Below are 24,090 nucleotides of genomic sequence, written 5' to 3' on the forward strand. Positions count from 1 at the left end.
TCGATATTCCATTTTGTATGTCGTTAAGCATATCAATTTGTTAGTGTTTTGTGTTGAAAATTATATGTTTAATTTTATAGGCAATAAACAATAATCGATTTTGTATACTGCTTTTAAAAAAACGTGTACTTTGCATCTGAATTACACGTTCAGAGAATGATGCTTTATAGCGAGCGTACCCGGCCATAAAATCGTAGTGGGTAAAAGCTTGCTGGGCAAAATGGCAAATGGCTAAATAATGACAACTAATGCCTGACTTTAGTTTATTGTCGCTGAAAGTTTGTAACCCAGACATATAAAAATAAGCTTTTTGTCTATAAGTGAAAAAATATAAATAACCTAGGTTTGTATCACCTGCATCAATTTTCAAAATCTGGCAAAAATTAGGGTGCTGTAAAATAAGCTGATGATGAAACCTAACAAAATCTGAATTATTGAAACCTTTGCTAGAACTTAACCATTTAGTTTTATGTAGCTCTCCAAGTGCTTCAAGGTATGCTTGTTTGTCAGACAGAGTAGAGGCCACACTTAGCTTTAATTCACCAAACTTACGAAACGCTTGATTAGACCGTTTTAATTGCCGTTTAAAGTTTTTAGAGAGGTGCTGCGGGAGTTGCGTTGAGGCTGAGTCCTTCGGCCAATTCATTAATTTAGTTGAATAGCTAGGCTGTTGCCATATTTCCTTTTTCATTGCGCAATTTATCATGCTGATTTTATCACTCACACTAACACCGAATTCAACCTGATTTATTGAGGGTTGTGTTAATAAATAATCGATAATTGCTTGATGTGCACTCAGTTCATAATTGGGCAAAACCAGCGCTTGGTTGTATTCAATCCAAATTTCATCTAAATGAGAGTATCCAGTTTTATGCAAATATGCGGTTTTGCCAAATCCTACTTTAATATTTTTATTGTCAGTTTCGCAAACAATGGCCAATGCAATCAATTTTTGATTATCATAAACTCTAAATAACTTAGCTGAATTCACAAGTGTAGATAACCAAGTACTAATCCAAGGCCAAGAGACAAAACATTCTACCGATTCACATTTTTGTTCTAATTGTTGCCATTCGTCGGCAATTTGATTGGGTTCAAGCAGCTCGCTGGTTTTTATATTTAGCATAGATTTATTAGGGTTGCAGTATAAATAGGAGACATAGATTCCTTTGTCGTATTTTTGATTATTTTAATTTACTTAGTCTGCTTTTACATTATCAGTAGCTATGTTACTTTTAGAGCAGGAATTCACAATAATAAATACAACAAAAATGATTAAATTTTCGGTTGTTATACCAACATATAATCGAGCTGAATTATTGCTAGAAACGCTTGATTCAATCTTATCTCAAACATACCCAGTTAATGAAATTATTGTTATTGATGATGGGTCATCTGATGATACGCAAGCTCAGGTTGCTGCCCTTAATCATCCCTTAATTCGATACATTAAACAAGATAATACTGGACAAAACATTGCTCGTCATAACGGGGTATTAAAGGCTAATTATACTTGGGTTGCTTTGTGTGATAGCGACGATTTATGGACGCCGGATCATATTGCTCGTTTGGCTGATTTGATTGAGTTTTACCCAAGCTGCGACTTTGTATTTTCTAATTTTTCAGAGTTTGGTAATTCATCGAGGTATTTAGATAAATTTGCCAGTGCGCCAATACATTGGCAAACTTCATCGTTTTATCAAACTCAAGATGATTTTCGGTTATATGATGGAGAATTGTTTTATCAGCTGCTTGATTTTACGCCTATATTTCCGTCCACTTTGGCTTTTAAAAAAGAGAAATATATTGCATATAATGCGATTTCTGCCAACCTTAAAGGGCAAAATTTGGGGGCAGAAGATTTTTATACAACTTTGATGTTTGCAGCTAAGGGAATACTTGCTTCAGATAGCAAAATTACGGCTAAAATTCGCAAACATGATGAAAACCATTCTGGTAGTAATCTAAAAAATATGGAAGGCGAAATTTTGATCATTGAAGAAATTTATCGGCAATTAAATCAAGATGGAATCAATAATATCCAATTCGCTAAAATTGAACCATCTATTCAATGGCGATTAAATGCTTTGGCTTATCACTATTTTCAAAATAAAGATAAAGCGAATTTTAATCGTGTTTATCATCGCTTGCCTTTTAACTTTAAGTTATTTTTTAAAAAATATGCATTAAAATGGATGGCATAATAACAACTGGTTATAAAAGCATTCACAAGAAACCATTGATTGGGTTATTTTTTCTGAACGGATTAAATTTATTTATAAAATAATTTCATAAAGTTAAGACAAATAATGCCATTTTTTAATCACTGTACCCGAAAAATAATTAGGCAAGGAGTTTATTTTTAACTATGTTTATATGGCCCTCATATCTTGGCGGTATTAAACAACAGTTGTTAATTTCGGAGTACTAAATTATGTTGTCCCTAACCCCTGCCTTAAGAACCTGCAAAGGTGCCTTAATTGCAAGCTTAGCGCTATTTTTATCAACCCAGACTGCTAAAGCAGATAATCAAACCAATTTCCCAGATCGATTTTATTCTGAGCAGGTATTAAATTTACCTATCGAAATAAAAGAAACGGCGGGAGTGGGCGTAGAAAATTATCCTGTTAGTGCAGTTATTCCACTACCACGCGGTCGGTATTTTAACTTATCAGACTTTCGAATGGTGGATGTTAATGGACAAACTATTGCAGCCCAATTTGAGGTTGTTAATTTGTGGTGGGCTCAGGATCAAAGTTTACGCCATATAAAAGCTTATTTTAATACCAGTGTAAATGCATTTTCGACCGCTAACTCAGGTATCGCAACATACTATTTAAAAGATGATGCAAACCAAGCCATTCAAACTTCTGGTATTAAAGTGACAGATTCAGACAGTGTTATTGAAGTTAACACAGGCCCGTTAAAATTTGTTGTTAATAAAGGTTCATTTAACCTTTTTGAACAAGTGTGGCTCGATAGTAACCAGGATGGCAATTTTAGTGATAACGAACAAATGTTGCAGCAAAATGCTGAAAAAGGTGGTGTTTTTACTGGTCGCTTAGATGGAGATATTCAATTAGATTCCTCACGAAACGATATTAACCTAGTTATTGAAGAGCAAGGGCCAATGCGGGTCGTGATTAGAGCCGAAGCTTTAACTCATTTTCGTTCAACTACAGATCATGAACATGGTTTTGCAGTTCGTATTTATGCCTATGCGAACCAACCTTTTGTAAAAGTTGATTATCAATTGCAAAACTCTTCTAAAGATAGCCAATATGCTTGGCCTTTATATTTTGAAGATATGCGATTAAAACTTCCTCTTAAATTTGACGGGCCTGTGCAAGCAACCATTGCGAGCGAACAAGGTGTCTTTAACCAAGCTATTGAATCTGGTATCGAACTAGCTCAAAAATCACATAATCAATTTGAAATTCGCACTATAGATAACGCTCAAGTTTTACAAACTGGCTCAACGCCAGAAGGCTTTTTAGATGTTAGATCGGGTAATAAAGGGGTCACCAGTATTATTCGTAATTTTTGGCAAACTTGGGCTAACGGCCTTAGTTTTGATCAAAATAACTCGTTAGATTTACAGTTATTTCCAAGTTGGAGTGCCCAGTGGGTAAAAGACAGCGATGCAGAGTCAGGATTTTCACTGAGTGATACGGGGCTTTATTGGTTGCAAGATATGCAACATGTATACAAAGAAACACTGATCAATTTTCATGATGGTTCACAAAACCTTGAAGAAATTAGACATTTAGCTAAAACGTTTCAGTCATACCCTGTAGCCACGCTACCGACAGCTTGGTATCAATTTACACAAGTAACGTTGGATATGGGTGGAACGATTCCATTTGATGAACCTATTACCGATAAAGACGAGCGCAATTTAAATCTCAGCAATGAAACCGTTTCAACTAAATATTATGGCTTTAACTGGCTTAACTTTGGAGCCATAGAGCCAGGTTATCGAGTTCGTTCTTGTACTACTGGTGGCTGGCCTCACGGCCGCGGAGCATTGATCGCTACAGAAAATCCCAAGGATTATTTTAAAGCCGAATTACACGCATTAAGCGAACTAAATGTCAGACCACAATGGATTGCAGATTATACTCATGACCAAGATTATCCTCGTCTTAAATTATCAGACAACGCCTACTGTGGTGGTGAATGGCGAGCTTTCAAAAACCATGAAACACCAACTCGAGCCGCTAATTATTTAGACGGAACCTTTGACTATTATGGTGCGCGAGATGAAGCACATGGCTGGCATTACCATGTTGAAGAATCTTATTACTTCACCGGCAATTTATGGGTTAAAGACTGGTATCAGTTTATCGGACAGTATAAACGCGCAAAAATGTTAATGCTTGACCCCTATCCAGACTATTCACAACGTGCTTTAGGTCATGCTTTGGCAACTGCACTTCAGGCATATCGAGTCACTGGCGATTTAGATTTACTGGATAAAATTGGTTCTTATATTTCGTATCAGCTAAGAAGACGTGTGGTACCTGAAACTGGTGGTATTAGAAACAATAACGATCAAGATGCCGGCTTTATGGCTGGCTATTTAATGCACGCCGTTATTTCTTATATGGATGAAGTCAAACATGCTGATCCACAAGCTTGGGCAGAATCGTTTCAATTATTATCTGGGGTGATGAATTGGAATTTACAATATTGTCATTTTTGTTATCACTCAAGTGTAACGAAAGAAATAAACGGGCGTTCTAACGGGACAAGTACGTCACTCATGGATCCTCAAGCTTGGTATGCTTGGACAACAAACAAACCCGAATTTATGGCGCAGGTACTAGATTACTTAAATTCTGGGATTAATGGTGGACAGAAGCCTTACAGTGAACCATTAAATTGGACGGGAGGCTACTTAGGGCGATTTATGCAAATGGCCTATAACAACCAGAAAGTGGATCAGGTAGCGCCTGCTAAAATAGAAAATTTAACCGCAAGCTTAGTGGCAAACGACATTATTGTTGAATGGGAGCGTATCCCAGACGCAGAGCGATATCACTTAGTTTGGGATTATAAACCGATTGAAATTTCGCCCACTTTTGATGGCAGCAAAACGAACTGGTTTGCGGCTAATGTGATTGCTGTGGATGCTACTGACGACCAAACGCCTTCAGTCACTATTCAAATAGAAAGTGGTGATATTTATATTGCCGTGTTTTCTTTTGATGCAGCAGGGAATATGAGTGAAATTTCGCAACCTATTTACCAAAAAGGGCCAATTGACAGCGTGCAGCCTACTGCAGTGACAAGTATTAGTTTGAAGGTTGAAGATGCGAATAAAGTGCAATTAAGTTGGCCCGCAGCTCAAGATAATATCGGTATTGCCAGTTATAAAATATTAAGAGATGGCGTTGAGATAACCCAAACAACCCAATTGTCTTATACGGATACTCAGGTTGAATATGGGAAAACTTATAACTACCAAGTTATCGCGATGGACACAGGCTCAAATGAAGCAGCTTCTAGCTCGTATAGCACAACCGTGATTGACGGTAATAATTTACCGCCGGATATCCGTATTGCGAATGAAGTTTACGTAAATATTAATCAGGCTGCCTTATTAGATGTATCAGATAGCATTGAGCCAAATGCGAAAGATCAAAATCAGCCAATTGAAAATTCAGTAACAAGCAGCGGTTATGACGAAATAGTTAAGGTGCTTTGGGATTTAGATAATGATGGCGTATTTGGTAATGAAGACGGTGAACCAGAAACAGCGCAAATAAATGTGACTTGCTCAGCCCCCACAGGTCAGCGTCAAATTCAAGTAAAAATGATAGATAGCTTTGGCTTAGAAAGCATTAAAAAAATTGATCTAATCGTTTTATCTGAGTATGCCAATAGCCAGAAATTTATGATTACAGCAGACACCGTATTAGATGGATACAATGCCAACGCGAAAAAGAAAAACTTAGGCGCAGCCACTGAGCTAAGAACTTGGGGAGATGGTATTCGTCGGTCATTATTTAAAGCGGATATTCAGCTGCCAAGTGGGGCTAAAATAATTAAAGCTAAGCTACATTTATTTACAACGCGTATTATGTACCCTAAAGACCTTAATATGGTGCTTTATAAAGTAACAAAAGACTGGGTTGAAGGAAATGGTACGGTAACCAATGCAAATGATGGTGCAACTTGGTATGAGTTTGATTACGCAGATCACTATTATTCACAGCAAAATGATTGGCAAACACAAGGCGGTGACATTGATCAGGTAACTGATTACGGCTTGGGCGCTAACGGATTAGTTGCCATGTCAAACATTAAAGCAAAAACGTGGAGCGAGTTTGATATTAGCAACCTTGTTAGGGAGTGGGCTGCTACTGGTAATAATTACGGTGTGTTATTGAAAGGGTTAACAGCTGGCACTGATGCATTTTATGCATCAAGTGAATATAGTGATGCTCAATATCATCCGTACATAGAAGTTATTTATGAAAGTGTACCAGTTGTTAAACTAAATAATTACTCAATAACCAGCTATGGAAAAGAGCAGGACAAAAACGGCGGTATACAAGTGGACAGCCAAGGTTATCATTTAGAGTTAACAGGAAACACTTGGAAAAAAATTAACCTTGCCAGTAAAATTACAGAAAACACAGTATTAGAACTGGATTTTACCGGAGACAGCTTGGCAGAGATTCAAGCAATAGGCTTTGATAATGATGACGTGATAGACCCTAGCAGTGTATTCCAGCTTGCTGGAATACAAGAGTGGGGCTATAACCAACATCAACCAAATGCCAAAGGCCATGTAAAAATACCGATCGGTCGCTATTTTACAGGACAATATGAGCATTTGGTGTTTATTAATGATAACGACAATAATGATCAAGCGGTCAGCGCGACTTTTAGCAATATCAAAATTTATGAGCAAGCTTTAAGTGAATTTAACAATCAGGTTTTATTTTACCCGGGCAATTTAGTTTCGGTTGAAACTGAGCTGACAGGAGAATATAAAGTAAGTTCAGACGGCAGTGAAGTTACGGTTGAAGGCGATACCTCGTTGAAGATGTCGCTGCCTTATCATGTAACTGCCGATACTCAACTGGAAGTAAAAGTATCAGGTATTGATAATTCTAGCTTGGTTGGTATTGGTTTAGTTAAAGGCGATTCGCTAGATCAAGAGACGGTTTTTCAGCTTGGCGGCAATCAAAGCTTTGGTATACAGGAATATAAAACAGATAATGGCACTGGCCTGATCAACTTTACGATTCCCGTAGGTGAATACTTTACAGGCGAAATGAAGTACCTTGTACTGCTAATCAAAGCACTGGACGGTTTGACAACCATACCTGTTGTTATTAAAGATGTTAAGTTAGTGGAAATGTTTTAATTGTAACCATTTTTGCTCGTACGAGTGTGGTTAGGTTTTTGCCACACTCTTTTGGCATTTTTCCCAGTAAAATTATACTTGAATTTATTTCGGCGGCTTTGGTAAATCCTAGAAAAGCTATGCTTAGCAAGAATCAATGACAAAGATATCAGAAATTTTAGGAGATTGTAGAATTATCAATCCATTTAATGTGATTTGTACTGATAATTTTGATTGCAAAACTTTAGAAGGTGGAAAAAATTTATTTTTTGACAATGGACATTTCAGTGCTTACGGGGCATTGAAAGTGTGGCCTTATATTGAGGGGAAATTAAGAAAGGGTATTCCGGTTCAATGATCAGGAAATGATCGATAAGTGACCACTTTACCAAATATCGCAGGGCTAATGGTTTATAGTCAAGAACGCATTTTAAATCTTATCATATATTCTAGCTGATATAGTAACCTGACGCGTAGAGGTTTAAAATTATTCGCCAAATTGATAAGCAAATGTTTCAATATCTTTCAAATACATATCTTCTACTATCTTTTTGCTTTCCTCATCATAGTATTCAGTATAATGTTTTCGTTTGTCGTTACTTTTTTTAAATTCAAAAGAGAGTATTTTTTGTAATCTTGATTTTTTCTTTGAAGAGTTTATATGTGGGAGTTCAGAATCGTGGAAGCCTAATTGGTCACATACATAGTCAAAATCAGTTTGAAGTTGTTCAAATTTACCAACAAAATCAACAATAAGGTTTCCGGAATCATCATGCAAAAAATCATATTGGGGTAGTAAATGACGATAGGCATCTGAGTAACTACTTTTGTCCGGTAGTCCTTCTATAAGGAATTCCTTAAAGGATAATTTTTTGTGATAATCACGATAATTATATTCAGAAACAATCCGTGACCAAGGGTTCCTCACAAATGAAAATTTAAAATAAGCCTCAAATTTATCTTTTCTTATGTGGCCACAGTTTACGTATTCGTCCGCTGTAAGGTGTGCTAATCTTTCAGGCCCCATTTCAGGTTTAGGGTTGTACCTGAGGAGTAAAGGTGCTCTATCTTTCCAAGACAAATTATGATGTTTTAAGAAAAAGTGCTCTACGCTTTGTCCTGCAGCCTTGGGGATGTGTATAAATATGCATTTGTATTTATTAGATATCATATTAATCTTATTTTGTTGATTATAAACAAGTGGTAGTGGAAATTCTTTGCTCTAGGATAGCCACTGGCTATCCTAACCAATTTTACTTTAATAATACCCTTTTTATTTAGTACCACGCAGTAGGGCTCTCTTCCATTAAGTTTAAAGCAGAATACCTCAGAAATGAGTCGAAACGTTATTTTCATATGACAATATAGATTGAAAAGGACGCACACGAGGCTCATTTAATCCAGATAATTAAAGTCTTTCATTTGCGTTTTACATAAATGAGAGATAATTAATTTATCTAGTTTGGGTATATAACCGACTTGACTTTTTTCATGTGAAGAGCCGACTTTATTTTTAATTATTCCTCTATCTACGGGCTGCTCTAAGTATTGATCTAACTTGTCAAGCGACTTCGGCATAAGTAAATCCTCGTAACGTACTAGAAAGCCACCGACATCTGGACAAACACGTTTAAAAGAACTACTTAGTTTGTTCCATTGTTTGGAGTACTTCACAGCGGTATTAACGGGTTTGTCAGGGTATTCATCATACCAATGTTTTCCAAGTTTATTGTACGAAGAGTAGGCGGTCAGAGGATCTCGAACAATAAAAATGAATTTGGCATTTGGATATAATAGCTTGAGAATGTAACAGATATCAGCTTCCCACCTGACCTCTTTTATACCCCAATTATCACAACCTTTAGCTTTAGCAGGAGTAGCAAGCCATTCATATATATAGGCTTCCATTGCTTTTAAAGTGTATTGATATTTAGGCGTGATGTTTGCAATCCATTTTTGGCTAAGATCTTTGGAGTAGCTCTCTGAAAAAAAATATTCGTCCCGCGGGTAGTTTCCCCGAATTGTCGATAATGGTTTAATTAGGTTTTGTAATACGCCAGATTCACTCAACGGCTCTCCCCATATGAAGTAATTGGCCGAGAGAACAAGACGTTGCAATAATGTTGAACCGCTGCGCCAACCTGCAGAAAATAAAAAAACTGGTTTTTCATCTATGTTTCCCGTGTAAATTGGAGTTGATTTTTTAGACAGTATTTGACTTATTTCTTTCAGTGTCAATTCTTGATTTTGTGAATCCTGTTGGTACGCTAAAAATGTATTTGTACCAATAAAGGTATCTTTTAGGTATTTTATTATGCTCATTCTATGCTGCTCTTTGTTATTAATTGGTTTCTCAGTATTGATATGAGATTACATAGGTTTACGTTTTTCTGTGTATTTAAAACTATTGATTATATTTATAAATGCAGCTTGTCTTTTTCCCTATTTTATCCCAACAAAGCTGTTTCGCTGCTTCTAAATTCACCAGCCCTCGGCTTTGCGACTCTGCTTTAGTTGCGCTTTGTAGTGCAGGTAATAGGCCCGAATTATCATCAAAATAAATAACCCCTTCATCAGGAACACACCCAAATATACTAGCGGAATCGGGCAGTATTAATGCTTTACCATGTGTCATTGCCAGTATGGTTGAACCTGAAGTAAGTGTTTTAGCAAATGGTAGAACAATATAATCAGCGATGTTTAGAATATCGGCAACGTCTTCATCTTTAATAAAACTAAATTCAGTAATGATATTTTTATGGTTATCAATTAAATCTAATAAAACTTGTTTGTATTCATCAGAACTGGGCTTGCCAAAAATTAATAATTTGGCATCTTCAGCTTGGTGTTGCTTGAAATTTTCAATCAGGTTTTCGACACCTTTATAAGGCCGGACTGCGCCAAAAAATAAAAACACATTAGTTTGTGGTGTTAACTGGAATTTTTGTTTAAATGCTTCAGTTTTGTTTGCACTGGCATAGCAATTGTCATAGTTTCCATGGGGTATAACCTGTGCATTTTTTAGTGCATCAGACTGATAAAAATCGATAAGTAGTTCTTTAGCTTGCTCACTATGAATTATTACTTGGCTGACGTATTTAGTTAATAAACGCCGAATATATATTTCTCGATTTTGGTCGTGTCCTTCGTGCGCAGTTTTGTTGTGTATGGTCCAAATTATTTTGGTTCCCCGAGCACGGCAAATTAAACAATCCAACATGAGTAAAAAGCACTTTATTCTAAAAATCAGCCCGTTTCTTGACCAAGCAAGCCTTCTGATAATTTCTGTGATCCAGTGTAAATGAATAACATCTGGATTATTATTTGAGTTAACTAGCTTGTTGAGCAGAAATAAGCCTTTTGGATAATTTGCATAATTTACTTTATATCCATTTTGTTCAATGCTGTTTGCAAGCAAGTTTTGGTATGGGTTGTCAGTACTATAGTCTGGTGTAAATATAACTGTTTTTTGCGTATTCATCGGTTTTCTCTGCTTAAACTAATTTCTTTTTAACAGCGATTAGTTTGTCTTTTATAAAATCTAGTAAAGTCAGTGCGGCGCTAAATTCAGTGTGGTAATTTTTAATCCAATGGGTCATATATCGACTGACAAAATAATAAGCTGGCAATGCTAACATTAAAGTAATTAATAAATTGAATATTCTGGGAAGTTCAAAATAGACACTTAAAATCATGTATTGAGGTAAAGCACACAGACAGCTAATCGCAAGATATCCAATTAGTGAAAGGTAAATGCTGGCCTGCTTAATTTGTACAAAGCGTTTGATATAAAGTACGTTAATTATTAACGCAAAAGGAACAAATGCGGCTCTGATCATTGAAAACTCTTCAATTGTGACACCATAATTCACGGACACTAGCATGATCACAAGTATTAATAGGGTCAAGAACGCATTAAAAAATACAAAACGCTTAACCAAATCGTTTGCTAAAAATGCATTAGCCAGCAGTTGAGCGAAACAGGTAAAATAAGCGAGCGTCAAAAATGATTCAAAAATTGGTAAGGCGACTAACCATTTATCCCCTAATAGTAGTGAAACAAATACATCCATAAATAAAAATACCCCAACAAATATAGGGCTAATAATTAATGCCAGAGCGATAATGCCTTTTTCTATGTCTGAATTAGAGTTATTTGGTGCACTGCCTTTATTTTTACTTAATGCTGTAAGCATAATGTTGCTGAGTGGAGCATAAATTTCTTGCATGGGCATACTGCCGTTACTTTTACCTACTTCATAGAAGCCAACTTGAGAGGTATCAAAAAACTTGCCTGCAATTACAATATCTGCTTTGCCACGAATATAGCCTACAAACACTTCAAGAATCAGCCATTTAGAAAAATTCCAATTTTCTCTTAAGCCTTGTAACCTAAATTTAGGTACGGGCAATTTCATTGTGTAAGTTCGTAATACCATGAGTAAAACAGATGCTAATACCCCATAAATAATGGCTCGGTAATCTTGAAAATAAAACGCAAACCCAATATTGATAGCAACACTTAAAATTTTCACCAAAATATTTACGTTAACGACAGGTTTGTAATTGAGATCTCGCATAAATCCAAAAAAATAGATATTTTGGAGGGATTTAATGGATAAACAAATGGCGTACACCCAAAGCAGCTCAGTAACGACAGGGGCGCCATAAAAATTACCTATCGGCCCAGACAAGCAGACTAAAAGTACTGCCATTAAATTCAAATTGATAAACCTAAATGTAAAGGTGGTATTGTAAATGTCGTTATCTATTTTACTTTGTTTTAATATGTACTTTTGCGTGCCTAAATCACCTAAAGATACAAACAGTTCATAAACGACAGCAGCTAGCGCGATTAAACCAAAGTCTTCAGGAGCCAACAAGCGAGCCATGATTGCCGTGCTGGCGATACCCAAAAAACGCACGGCAAAATTGCCATAAACACTGAATAGCGAACTGGAAACTAACAGTTTAGTTGACATGGGCTGGTGAAATCTCTTGGTTAAATATTTGAGTTAGCTGGCGACCACAGGCTTGTTCATTGCGATCAAGTCTGGCTTGCTTCAAGTTTTCTTTAAAAATTTCTGTTTGTGTACAACTGGTGGTTGTTAGCTGTTTGATTAATCGATCCATTTCTTCTAAATTGTCACACAAGTAGCCAATTTGACCATGTTGGTTAAAAAGATTTTCTGTATATTCATTTTTTAACGTGATCATTGGGATGAGCATATTCATGCAGTCGATCATCACGCCACTAGCGGCAAATTGATAGTAGTCATATCGGAAGGGCAAAATCACAAAATCACAGCCCGTAAGCGTTTGATAAAAATCGTCGTAACTTAATGGTTTTTCTAAAGGCCCCATAGCAAGTTTAACTTTGCCTGAAAAATCATTTTTATAGATATTTTTAATGTCGGTTGTGATGGCTTTAAATTTTGCTTGTGAATGATTTTGGCTCGCCAACTTTAAAAAACGGTCGAATCCTTTATCTAAAGTCGCAGTTCCAAAATAGCCGAATGATAAATTGTCACCCGTTTTGTTAAGCGGTGCATCGGGTTTATCTTGGTAAAATGTGGGATGTGGCAAACATTGAATCGACTCTGACAAATGTGGCAATAACTTGGTTAAGTTATTTTTAATATGTTGTTCAAGCACAATTATTTTAGTATATCTAGGATTGATACGGCTTATTGTATATTTGTAATCTAGCCATTGTGGTAAAAGTGGGCTGACTCGCTTGTTCTCTTTTACGGTACTGAGCTCGCCGTGAAACAAAAAATAAAAATTAAACTTTTTAAACCGAAAGAAATTCACTATTTTAGTGGCCCAAATGCAGGCAGGGGTTGTTTCTAATATAAAAAAGTTATTTGCTTTTGTCTGATTATTTATTTTTAAAAACGCTAATATGAAACGCCATATGCTGATAAAAAAAGATAAGCGATAAGGCTTACGTACATCTACATTATAGCTTTGTACTAAGTTGACATGTGCCTCGTTAAAATAATCTAAGTTTTGTTTATAGTAGTTTTGGTTGCAGTAGAAATTTATTTTTTGATTAAGCGCGCTGTGTATGGATTCACTAAGTGCCACATTAAAAGCGACATGTCGTTTCCCTTGTGCAAATAAATCTAAAACTGCAATATTTTTATTAGTCATTCTTTTCTTAATTCGCGTTAATATTTTGTATTATGGTTTGATAAACCTGTGCGGCATTGCGTTCGCTGGAAAATTGCTTAGCTTTTGTTATTGCGGCATATCTAAGCCCTGCTAAATTTGAGTAATTGTTGAGTATGTAAGTTAAAATCTCAGCTAGTTTAGCAGGATCATTAGGTGTTACTAAAAAACCGTCTGTTTTATCGCTAATAATATCTAAAGGTCCGCCTTGATTACTGGCAACTACAACTAACCCAGCAGACATGGCTTCAGCAACAACTCTTCCAAAAGGTTCGGGGTCTGTTGATGCATGTATTAAAATTTGAGCCTGCTGATATACTTTGCTGATATCGTTTGCAAAAGGGACTAATTTTATTTTGTCTTCTAGTTGGTATTTTTTAATTAGGGTTTCTACTTTTAGTTGTTCATCGTTTGCAGGCTCTATACTACCAACAAAGTCTAAATAAATATTGGGATATAGCTTAGCTATTTTCGCAAAAGCATGAACAACCACTTGTTGGCCTTTCCATCCGTAAAATCCACCAACCATGATCATTTTTATTTGTTTAGGCGCATTGGTTTGGATAACGGGCGCTGTTTGCAGCGTAATGCCGTCGCAAATTAATTGATAATTTGTTTTATTTTTAGATACAGCTTGCTGAATAGAGCTTTGTATCCAGCTTGAAATCGCAATATTCTGTGTCGCATTGTCGCACACCCACCGAGACAATTTTGATGGGGTCATATTGCCTCTTATGTGCATAATATAAGGTATACCGAGTAGCTTAGCAGCGATTGCCACATGGTAGCAGTTATAAGGATCGTTATTTAAATGCACGATTTCAGGTTTAACTTTATGCAGTATTATGATACTAAGGATGGTTTTATTAATGCTGTCCCAAGCAAAACTGAATAGGCTAGCGAGTTTACTTTTGTTTTGTATAGAGCGTATTTTTAGTTTGGGATAAACTAGTTTTTCTCCAAATTTATCGTAAATTTGATACTTTTCGTCGTGGGAGTTAACGCAAACTATCGGTGTATAGTTTTCACTTTTAGGCCAGTTCTCTAATATTTCCGCTAACGCTAAGCTTGCACCACCAAATCCTTTTCCATTTTCGACAAACAATACTTTTTGTTGTTTATTTGAATGCAATTGTGCTGAAACGATAAAGCGTAAAAAACTCATTTTAGCGCTAGCAGGCGCACTCATTCTCGGGATCTCGTATAAACTGTTTGCGTGTTGTTCAAATGGTGTATTGCAGGTGGTAAAAGCGTATTTGTAACCGGACCGTTTTATTAATTCAATGGTTTCTTCATTGTAATCATACCCGGGTTTACCATTTGGAAATGCAAATAAACTAACGGGCTTGTCTATGAGCATTTCTAACCTGGCTTTGTCTTCACTCAACTGATTAAGCGCAACTTGTCTTTCTTCTAAAGCTAAAATAGGGTGGTCTAAAGTGTGAGAGCCAATCAGCATACCATTATCAGATAGCATTTTAATTTCATTTTCACTAAGCATTAAATTATCTGAGCTACTTTCAACTTCAAAAGATAATTTGCGGCATAGTTGCGTAAGCAGCTGATGCCGTTGACGGAGTGTTTGATATTTAAATAGTTGTACTAATTTATTAAAAGCAACTTGTTTATCTTGGGCTGATTCAATAGAGATATCGCCTAATTCAAATTCATCAACATTAATTTGTTTTAGTGGACAACGCATAATGGCTAAATATAGCCTGTCGTTCCACATTAATTTAGTACCATTATGGTTAGATGAAATAAAAAAAGCGGCGTTTAAGCCGTGCTTTTTTAATAGCGGCATTGCTAAGGTTAAATGGCTTTTGTAACCATCATCAAATGTAATGGCGACCGCGCGATTTGGCAGTTTGTTTTGCTGACTTAATTCAAGCGCTGTAGTTAATGGCATTGGATTCATAAACTGGCGTAAAAACTTGAGTTGTTTGTCCAGTGTTTTGTAATGAATGCCGGGTAAGGTGCTATTGTTATCACAGATATTATGATAATTGATAATGAGCAATTTATTGTTTTGGCGATCCATATTATTTAGTGTCACGAATATATTGAGATAAATGGGTGTAATAAATGGCTTTGTTTAGAATATCTAAGCGATCATTTAAATAATTTTTATCAACCCTCATTCGGATTAGCTTAAGGTTATGTTTAGTGCGATTTAGTATATTTTGATTACTGTCAGATTTAATGATGTATCTGAGGGCTTTGTAATTAAATTGGCGAATAGCTTGCTGGTATTCAGGCAGAAGTTGTTTTTTTCCTTCAGCGAAAGGCACATCTGCTGCATTTGGGTAGCCTGCGATAATTGCTCTGGTGTGAAATTGAGTATCTTCTATATATTCAAATGGCAGAGAAGTTAAAAAATGATAAAGGCGAGTTAATAAAAACGGAGCCACTGCAACACGACCTTCACCCATTATATTCCATGTTGACAAACCTATCTCTCGTCGGGTCCGGTTTCTTAAATAAAATTCAGCGATTGGGTTTTCATAACCTTTTAGTGATTCCAGTTCAGTTGCAATTTTTTTGACTATTTTGCTTCTGTCCATAAAGGGTAAAAGCTGTTTATTTAAAAATTTACTATAATTAGGCGCTTTGCTGGTAATATCTTCGGCAATGGCCAACCAGTTTTCTTGTTTGCGCCATGCGATACGCTCTGGAGATAAAAAATGACCAGCGGATAATACATCACCTGCGATACCATCATAAATAAAACTGATTTTTTGCTTGGTAAAGTATTGGTGTAAAGGCAACATCCACGCATGTTCGTCAGCACAAAACGAGGTCATATTATTTTTTTCTATTTCATCATCAAATAAATCTTTGCCTAAAGGTGTGGTTACATGCTCTACGTTGAGTGCGTTACAAAGATTTTTAGCCGCCGCGAGATCATCGTTATGCTTAGGTGGAAAACAGGCGCAAGTTGCAATTAAATCTATTTTTTTATTTTGTTTTAATAGTTCAAGCAATATATGACGAGAATCTCTGCCACCTGACAAAGGCAATGCGAGCTTTTCATTATGGGTATCAAACTCAGCCATCACCTCTGCAAAGAGCTCTAAATAGGTTTGCATCGCTTGCTCGTAACTACCTGTGTAGGTTTTAGGTATTTGCAAACGTTTTAGGTTTGTTGTCTTAATGCCTGATTTGTCCCAGCTAATTTGACTGTCTCTTGGGAGGCATTTGATCGTCAAAAATGGAGTTTGATCTGCTAAGTAGTAACCTAGCTGTAAAAAGCTGTTTAAACCGTCAATATCAAGTGGCTGTTTCCCCACTCGTTTTATGATATCAATAATATCGGTTGCTACGATAATTCGATTATTGGTTGCATAGTAATAGGTATTAATTAGCCCAAATGCTGACGTTTCAATATTGAGGGTCTGGCCATCAAATTGCCATTGAATATATTCACCTTCGCCTGAATCCTGTTTATAACCAGCAAAATAAGTAGTTTGACCCTGGGGATTATACATTTCACCATCACATTGAATGTCTATCCATGAGTTATTAAAATGAGCTGATTTCATGTGAGTCATCGTTTATCCTTAATTTGCTTATTTATTTTTATGCATTTTATAAGCGGCGAGACGACCGAGTGTTTCGTGATAATCCCAGTTTAATTTTAGTTTTCTATCAGGGTTAGACTCGAACGCAGATTTTACTTTGCTTACTAATGCTTTACTAAAGAGGTACCTTGGGTAACCTTTAAAAAACGGGCCCGTATAAGGTTGGTACTTTATTTCTAAATAAGCTTGCCCTCTACCAAACTTCTCGGCTCGTCCGTCAATCCATTTTAAGCTCATTTGATTCGGATGTATAATATGTTCAACATTATTTTCACTGCTAAAATAAGCCTTTGCATTAAATTGAGTGCTCATTCTAATGTTAAATTCGGTTTCACTTCCCATCCCGTAGCTGGTGGGTGAAGGGCCTGTATGTTCGTCAAATAAACCGTGTTTGAAAAGCTCGGCTCTGACAAGCATATTATTGCCAAATACCTCTCCAGCATCAACAGGACCGGTCGGCAATTTGGATTTCGACTTTGCAAAACAAACCATCTCTACCCATTCAAGTGTTAACCAACTTGGCTTTTCTGTTGGATATCTGGGGTTTACACGGCCGCCATAAATTTGATATTCAGGTTGCTCAGTTAAAATTTGATACCAATTTTTAATAAATTCAGCATTTGGAATGACATCATCATCTGTAAATAAAAATACGTCGGTTTCTATTTGTCTTACAGCGCTGTTTAGCGCTGTGTTTTTACCTGCTTTTTCTTCATACAAATAGGTTAATGGCAGCTTGTTTTGAAAAGATTCTATAATCTCTTTGCTATTGTCTGAACTGGCGTTATCAACTACATAAATATGAAAGTCTAATGTATTAGGAATCGTTTGTTGAGTGTAACTGGTTAATACTTCTGGTAGCGTTTTACTGCCATTATGGGTTGCAATTACAAGTGATAATTTCATTCATTCAGCCTTTTTATACTAAGCGATCAATTATTTTTTTACTGGCTAAAAAACGTTTTAAAGCTTCTTTGTATTTAAATTTGGTTCTGCTTTTTATTTCTGCATGACTAAAATATTCTTCCACATGACTACTACCTTGATAAGCTTCAACCGTATCTAATTGAGAAAGCCAACTGTTATCCGGTTCATAGCCTAAATCAATTAATGAGGGAGTAATATCACCATGCAGTTGTATTTGCTGCTTGATCCTAGGCAGGTGGTTTTGCCAATTACCTATTCCTTTGGCATCGATAGGACGAAACTCTTTTAGTGCTTTTTTTGATTCTTCGGATGGGTTAGCGTGCAAATGGTATTCTGAAAATAAATGATTGCTTTGCAAACACGGAATTTGAGACTGTATTTGACGTTGTATTTCATCCGGTTTTTTCACAAAGTCTTCGTAAATCACGGGGATAAAACGAGGATGTTTTTGATATTTTTGGACCTGTGGATAAAAATATTGCCAATACCTCAAAGTCGACCAATAAACCGTTTTATTTTTATTATGGCGACTTACAACGGAATCTCTGGGGTCTCGAATGAGGCAAATAACATACAGCTCAGGATCAACAATAAGTGAAGGCCAAATCACAAACAAATCAGCAGGGTGCTTAGTTAATAATATATCGGCATGTTTTTTGGGTCTGAAAAAAAGATTATCTTCATGCTCAGTACTCAGGTCGATATTAAAGCAGGTAGACATTGCCTCAGCTAGTAAGGTTGTACCTGTTCTTGGGCCAGTTCCTACTATATGTATTTGTTTCATTGTTGGTCCATTTATTTGTTACGCAGACGGTGTATTGTATTGTTCAAACAGTTGATAAGACCTAGTGCCTTTTAAAATATCTTGAATGGCCAACTGATCTTCTGCTGGTAACTGTTTGCGCCACTTCATTGCTGAATGCAGTGGATCTTTTTGAATACTATAATACGTTTCCGTCTCACTGGAGGTTGTTTCTAAAACGTATTGTTCAATTTCTCCGTTATCTTTAAGACCTAAGTGGTCATATATTTTTTTAAACTCTCTTTTGGGATCGCTGCAAATATCTTCATAGATAAATAACTTTATGTTGTCATTATTTTTTACATCGTTTAACGCTTTTTCATTGTAAATTAGCCAGCGTACGGCGAGCCTTTGCGCCGGCGTTAACGCTTTAAACTGATCCATATCAAAATTGAGCGCTTTTCCTACTGATGAATTGACTAACTCTTCCATTAATCCGAATGCTTGATAAATGGGTAGGTTGTCTCCAAACTCATGGCTGCTAATGCCTCTCAACTCTGAATTGATGACACCACAAGGATGACGAACGACATAAGCAATTGGCATTTCCGGATTTGCTTGAGCAAGCACATTTAGGCGAGCTGGCGATTCAATTGATTTCCAGAAGATCACATTGTCTTGGCTTTTTGGAAGACTAATTGACGCTTTTTTAATATTAATTTTTTTAAATAAGCTATTCGCTATTTTAGCCAAGTATATTTTAGCTTTGTTAGTGTTCAATGCGATACTTGAAAGCTTTTCTTTTGGATAAAACGGTAAACGGCCGATCACTTTTAACGATTTATTGTTTATGATGCCGGGTAAATACTGACGCACAGTATCAATATGATTTTCTACTTCGGTGTCTTCGATAAAATGGGGTATGTTTATTTTTTCTTCACTATCGGGCTCATGAAAGTAAATTGTATTTTTTTGTCGATCAACGCCTTTAGCAAGCCAAGTGGTTCCCGATCTTGGCATTCCGACGAGTAAAGCTTGTTTCATCGTTGAGCATCCTGTGTTTTTAGTTTTTTAAATAAAGTTATAATATGCTGGGCATTGGCTAACCAAGTTAATTTTTTTTGGCTGATGGTTTGTGCCGCTTGTTCAGCAAGTTGTTGACTAAGGTTTTTATCGCTTAACATACGGGTTAAACAATCACTAAAGGTGGGTGTTGAGTTGCTATTGAATAATAATGCGTTTTGCTGATCAACAAGCAACTCACGGATATTCGGTGTATTGGGCGCTATTATGGCTTTGCCTAATGCTAAATACTCGAGCATTTTTAGTGGTGAAGCGTACGCGACTACATCCGGTTGAAGGGCGACGTCAACTTGTGACAGCCAATCAGGCATACGATTTCGCTGGATGATGCCGGATATATATATTTGTTGACTCAAGTTTAATGATTCAGCCTGTGCCTTTAAGTTTTCTACTGCTGGTCCATCCCCTATAATCATAAAAAATAGCGATGGATCATTTAATTTTGCCATGATCTCTAAAACCCGGTCTAAACCATGCCAGTCTCTAACAAAACCAACAAATCCGATAACGGTTTTATTGGTTAAGTCGGGTAATTCACTCGGTTTTTTGGTTGGTGCTAAAAACTTTGCTTCGTTAATACCGTTAGGAATAACCTGGATTTTATCTTCGCTGACTCCAATTTCTCGAATGTAATCGGCTAATACATTGGTAACAGGTAGAACTTTGTTGGCATTTTTCCAACAATAATGCTGGCTCCATTTAGCGAGCCAGTCCATGCTGATGCCATTGTATTTTTTACGCTCTTGGTAGAGTGGGGCGTTTACTTCTAGTAATAAAGGTAAATTAAAAAGCTTGCTTGCCCAAATACCCGCAGGTAGAAAAAGGTTGTATCTTTCGTATATAGCATCGGGCTTGTGTTTTATGATCGCTATACTGAGTTTCAACAAAGCGTAAAAAGCGTAAGTAAATTCCAGCAATTCATAAATAAATTGTGGTAGCTTGGCTTTTAGCGCATCGACAAATCCGCCATCGCTGCCAAAATCACTGTTTTCTGCAACTTTTGGAGCAACTAAAATAATTTGCTGGTTTTCTTGTTTAAGCGCATTAATGATTTCTTCAACATGCACATACTGACCATCTTTAGAGGCGATTCTGTGGTGGTATAGTATTTTTAAAGGTTTATCTGTCATGCTGGTTTCCGTCAATAATACTGCTAAAAATTTGATATTGTTTGTCAGACGTTTCTGCCCAACTAAATTGCTCGGCGTATAAACGTGTTTGCAGTCGGTTTGGTGGATTGTTTAGTAAAGTTTTAATACCTTGCTCTATTGAGGCTGAGTCTCGCTCAACTAAAATACCAGCTTCAGGACTGGCGACCACTTCGGGAGTTCCCCATATATTCGCCGCTACAACTGGGGTTCCGCTAGCCATAGATTCAAGTAGCACATTTGCCCAGCCTTCACGGCTTGAGGCTAATACAAGCGCATCTGCACTGCGGTAATACTGGCTTAATTTTGCTTGTGGCAAAGCGCCTAAAAAACTCACGCGATCGGTTAACTTTAGTTGTTTAACTTGTTGCTCTAATTTTTGTTTGTCAGGGCCGTCTCCGGCAATCATTAGGTGGCAATCAGGTAAATTTTTAATGGCATCTATAACTAAAAAATGGCCTTTTCGTTCAATTAGCCAGCCAACTGATAAAATAAGTTTTTTGTCAGCAAGGTGTTCTTTTTTTAGCTGTCGTTGGGTTGCCTCATCCGAAGGGGTAAATAGACTTAAGTCAACCCCGTTTCTAAGTACAGATGTTTTATTTTCATTTGCGCCTAAGCTGACCATTTCATCTTTTAATGCTTTGCAGACGGCCATTAAATGATCTGCTTTTTTAAATACGCTTTGAATTAGGCGTTTAGGTTTTTCTTGCTGTGGAATTAAATTAATATCAGTGCCACGTGCAGTACAGGTAAAAGGGATATTTAGTTCCTCAGCTACTTTCGCAATAGCAACTCCGTCGGGGTAAAAATAATGACCATCAATCACATCAAATTTTTGACCTTGAAGCTGTAACCGTTTAATACACCTTTTTATACTGTGAGCCATTAACCAAGGGGTCAGTAACATACCAATTTTAGGAATCACCAAATATTTAGGATGGTAAATCGTAATACCGTGGCGCTCTTCTTTTGTTTTTACACCAGCAAACCTCGCATATTCACCAAAGCATGTGTTTTTAAACGGAAACCAGGGAACGGGTGCAATGACACAAGGGGTAATTTTTGGGTAATCTTTGACTAAGTTACGCAAGCGGGTTTCGACAAATACTCCATGCTTAAAGTCGCGATTATTAGGGTATAAGCTGGATATTGTCAGTAACTTAATGTTATCAACTTGCATATGATGATGCCTCCCGTTTTAAAAAGAGACCAAGCATCATAATCGTCCATAATGAAGCTGAATGATCGCTTTGTCCTGATTGATGCTGTTGATTCAATTTATTTAATTGGTGGCTGTCAAAAATGCCTATATTTTTAAGCTCAACAGAGTTAAGCGTTGACTCTAGTTTATTTTTAAGTGGGCCACGTAGCCATTGCGCTAAAGGAATACTAAAGCCCATTTTTTTACGATATAGGTTGTCATGCGGCAAGTGAGGTTCGAGCGATGACTTTAAACTGGCTTTGCCTTCGCCTTGTTTAAGATTCAGCTCTGATGGTACTTTAAATGCCCATTCTACAAAAGTATGGTCTAGCATGGGCACTCTTACTTCTAATGCGTGTGCCATGCTGGCTCTGTCTACTTTAGTTAAGATGTCGCCTGTCATCCAGGTTTTAAAGTCTAAATACTGTGCCATTTTAAGAGGATCTTTAAATTTCTTACCGTTTAAAACTTGATCAAATACCGCCCGTGAGTCGTAGCCATTTAGTTTTTGCTTAAATTGTTTGCTGTAAAGTTTATTTCTTTCGTCACTTCTGAGTTTACTCATACTATTTAAGTAAGCATGCGCGCTAGACATGCCTAATGATTGAAAGGTGGTTTTGGCTCTTAAATATTGAGGTGCCCAATCTGCTTTAGGGTAGAGTTTACCTAAGGTTGTAAAAATGGGTTTACGTAGCGCAAATGGTATTTTGTTTCGGGCTTTTTCTTCTTGTAAATGTAACTTGTAGCGACGATAGCCAGCAAATAATTCATCACCGCCGTCCCCAGATAAACAAACAGTGACATGTTTACGTGCCATTTCACATACGCGATAGGTTGGTAGGGCTGAACTGTCTGCGTAAGGTTCGTCGTAAACTTGAATAAGTTTATCAATTAAATCAAAATCTTGGTGATTAATGATTTCTACCCTATGTTCGGTTTTATATCGTTCGGCGACCAGTTGTGCAAAATCAGTTTCGTTAAATTCAGGCACATCAAAACCAATAGCGCAGGTGTTAACTGGCTGGTTTTGTAGTTGAGACATCATAGCTACAATGGCGCTTGAATCCACACCGCCAGATAAAAATGCACCTAAAGGAACTTCTGATACTAGGCGTAAATCAACAGCGGCTTTTAAACGATTAATCAGCTCTTGATTAATTGTTTGGGTATCTGTGTAAGGCGCTTCCTGCCAAGGTAAGTCCCAATATTGGATTTGTTTAACCGTGTCTTTATCCGATTTTTTAATATGGAGATAGTGACCTGCTTGTAACTTGTGCACATTTTTGTAGATACATTTTGGGTCTGGAATATAGCCTAATGTTAGATAATCTTCTATTGCGCGGGGATCTATCTCTTTGGGACAAGCTGGGTGTTGCTTTAATACTTTAAGTTCTGAACCAAAAATAAGTTGGTTATCAATTAGCGCGTAATGTAGCGGTTTTTCACCAATTCGATCGCGTGCAATAAAAAGTTCGTTTTTGTTATTATCCCATAATGCAAATGCAAACATACCGTTGAAATGTTCAAGGCAATTTACACCCCATTCTTCCCATGCATGAACTATAGTTTCTGTATCACTGTGTGTTTTAAAAGTGTGACCAAGCTTTTTTAATTCTTCTGCAATATTTTGAAAATTATAAATTTCACCATTAAAGACCACAACCACTTGTCCATCTTCATTAAAGATAGGTTGGTGACCACCAGATAGATCAATAATAGATAATCGTCTGTGGGCTAAGCCTACACCGTTTTGGTTATAGTAGCCTTGATCGTTTGGACCTCGGTGTTGTTGAGCGTTATTCATTTTTTCAAGTAGAGTTTGCTCAATTTTTTCGTCAGGCGTGAATGATAAAATGCCGGCAATTCCGCACATA

17 protein-coding genes are annotated in these 24,090 nt (G+C 36.8%); 3 read left to right on the top strand and 14 right to left on the bottom strand.

All coding sequences use genetic code 11. The features are described 5' to 3' along the window. Positions 1–40: 40 nt before the first annotated feature. Positions 41–1,126 carry a GNAT family N-acetyltransferase gene (locus tag OLW01_RS02415; RefSeq protein ID WP_268075037.1) on the bottom strand — a complete coding sequence of 362 codons (1,086 nt, stop codon included), beginning with the start codon at positions 1,124–1,126 and terminating at the stop codon, positions 41–43. 145 nt (positions 1,127–1,271) lie between these two features. On the opposite strand from OLW01_RS02415, the gene OLW01_RS02420 reads away from it, so the two are divergent. The 3 genes from OLW01_RS02420 (at position 1,272) to OLW01_RS02430 (ending at position 7,718) form a co-directional block, all read left to right on the top strand. After that, positions 1,272–2,204, top strand: coding sequence for a glycosyltransferase family 2 protein (locus OLW01_RS02420; RefSeq protein WP_268075038.1), 933 nt, complete (start codon positions 1,272–1,274; stop codon positions 2,202–2,204). Positions 2,205–2,434: 230 nt separating this feature from the next. Next, on the top strand, positions 2,435–7,381 hold the full coding sequence (locus OLW01_RS02425) for a DNRLRE domain-containing protein (protein ID WP_268075039.1): 4,947 nt from the start codon (positions 2,435–2,437) through the stop codon (positions 7,379–7,381). 136 nt (positions 7,382–7,517) lie between these two features. Next, a complete protein-coding gene (locus tag OLW01_RS02430) occupies positions 7,518–7,718 on the top strand; it encodes an SGNH hydrolase domain-containing protein (protein WP_268075040.1) in 201 nt (66 codons plus the stop codon). A gap of 129 nt (positions 7,719–7,847) precedes the next feature. Here the strand turns inward: OLW01_RS02430 and OLW01_RS02435 are convergent, their stop codons facing one another. The 13 genes from OLW01_RS02435 to OLW01_RS02495 all read right to left on the bottom strand — a co-directional run bounded on the left by OLW01_RS02435 (position 7,848) and on the right by OLW01_RS02495 (position 24,089). Continuing rightward, positions 7,848–8,531 carry a sulfotransferase family 2 domain-containing protein gene (locus OLW01_RS02435; RefSeq protein WP_268075041.1) on the bottom strand — a complete coding sequence of 228 codons (684 nt, stop codon included), beginning with the start codon at positions 8,529–8,531 and terminating at the stop codon, positions 7,848–7,850. Positions 8,532–8,755: 224 nt separating this feature from the next. Further along, positions 8,756–9,682, bottom strand: coding sequence for a sulfotransferase family protein (locus OLW01_RS02440; protein WP_268075042.1), 927 nt, complete (start codon positions 9,680–9,682; stop codon positions 8,756–8,758). An 82-nt stretch (positions 9,683–9,764) separates the two neighbouring features. Further along, complete coding sequence (locus OLW01_RS02445; RefSeq protein WP_268075043.1) at positions 9,765–10,841, bottom strand: glycosyltransferase; 1,077 nt, start codon at positions 10,839–10,841, stop codon at positions 9,765–9,767. Positions 10,842–10,854: 13 nt separating this feature from the next. After that, positions 10,855–12,342 carry an oligosaccharide flippase family protein gene (locus OLW01_RS02450; RefSeq protein ID WP_268075044.1) on the bottom strand — a complete coding sequence of 496 codons (1,488 nt, stop codon included), beginning with the start codon at positions 12,340–12,342 and terminating at the stop codon, positions 10,855–10,857. Continuing rightward, positions 12,332–13,516 carry a hypothetical protein gene (locus OLW01_RS02455; protein WP_268075045.1) on the bottom strand — a complete coding sequence of 395 codons (1,185 nt, stop codon included), beginning with the start codon at positions 13,514–13,516 and terminating at the stop codon, positions 12,332–12,334. The genes OLW01_RS02450 and OLW01_RS02455 overlap by 11 nt, the downstream gene beginning before the upstream one ends. A 7-nt stretch (positions 13,517–13,523) precedes the next feature. Then, entirely contained in the window at positions 13,524–15,575 is a 2,052-nt protein-coding gene (locus OLW01_RS02460; RefSeq protein WP_268075046.1) for a glycosyltransferase, read from the bottom strand. Between the two features lies 1 nt (position 15,576). Then, complete coding sequence (locus OLW01_RS02465; protein ID WP_268075047.1) at positions 15,577–17,085, bottom strand: asparagine synthase-related protein; 1,509 nt, start codon at positions 17,083–17,085, stop codon at positions 15,577–15,579. 18 nt (positions 17,086–17,103) lie between these two features. Continuing rightward, entirely contained in the window at positions 17,104–18,021 is a 918-nt protein-coding gene (locus OLW01_RS02470) for a glycosyltransferase family 2 protein (RefSeq protein ID WP_268075048.1), read from the bottom strand. Positions 18,022–18,034: 13 nt separating this feature from the next. Next, on the bottom strand, positions 18,035–18,826 hold the full coding sequence (locus OLW01_RS02475; RefSeq protein ID WP_268075049.1) for a sulfotransferase: 792 nt from the start codon (positions 18,824–18,826) through the stop codon (positions 18,035–18,037). 18 nt (positions 18,827–18,844) lie between these two features. Then, complete coding sequence (locus OLW01_RS02480; protein ID WP_268075050.1) at positions 18,845–19,828, bottom strand: sulfotransferase; 984 nt, start codon at positions 19,826–19,828, stop codon at positions 18,845–18,847. Further along, a complete protein-coding gene (locus tag OLW01_RS02485; RefSeq protein WP_268075051.1) occupies positions 19,825–20,997 on the bottom strand; it encodes a glycosyltransferase family 4 protein in 1,173 nt (390 codons plus the stop codon). The genes OLW01_RS02480 and OLW01_RS02485 overlap by 4 nt, the downstream gene beginning before the upstream one ends. Further along, positions 20,987–22,195: a glycosyltransferase family 4 protein gene (locus OLW01_RS02490; RefSeq protein ID WP_268075052.1), complete on the bottom strand. Its 1,209-nt coding sequence runs from the start codon at positions 22,193–22,195 to the stop codon at positions 20,987–20,989. Before OLW01_RS02490 ends, OLW01_RS02485 begins: the two co-directional genes overlap by 11 nt. Continuing rightward, positions 22,185–24,089 (bottom strand): XrtA/PEP-CTERM system amidotransferase, encoded by a 1,905-nt coding sequence (locus OLW01_RS02495; RefSeq protein WP_268075053.1) that lies wholly within the window; start codon positions 24,087–24,089, stop codon positions 22,185–22,187. Before OLW01_RS02495 ends, OLW01_RS02490 begins: the two co-directional genes overlap by 11 nt. Position 24,090 lies beyond the last annotated feature (1 nt).

It is taken from the genome of Catenovulum adriaticum, from assembly GCF_026725475.1.
Lineage (GTDB): Bacteria > Pseudomonadota > Gammaproteobacteria > Enterobacterales > Alteromonadaceae > Catenovulum > Catenovulum adriaticum.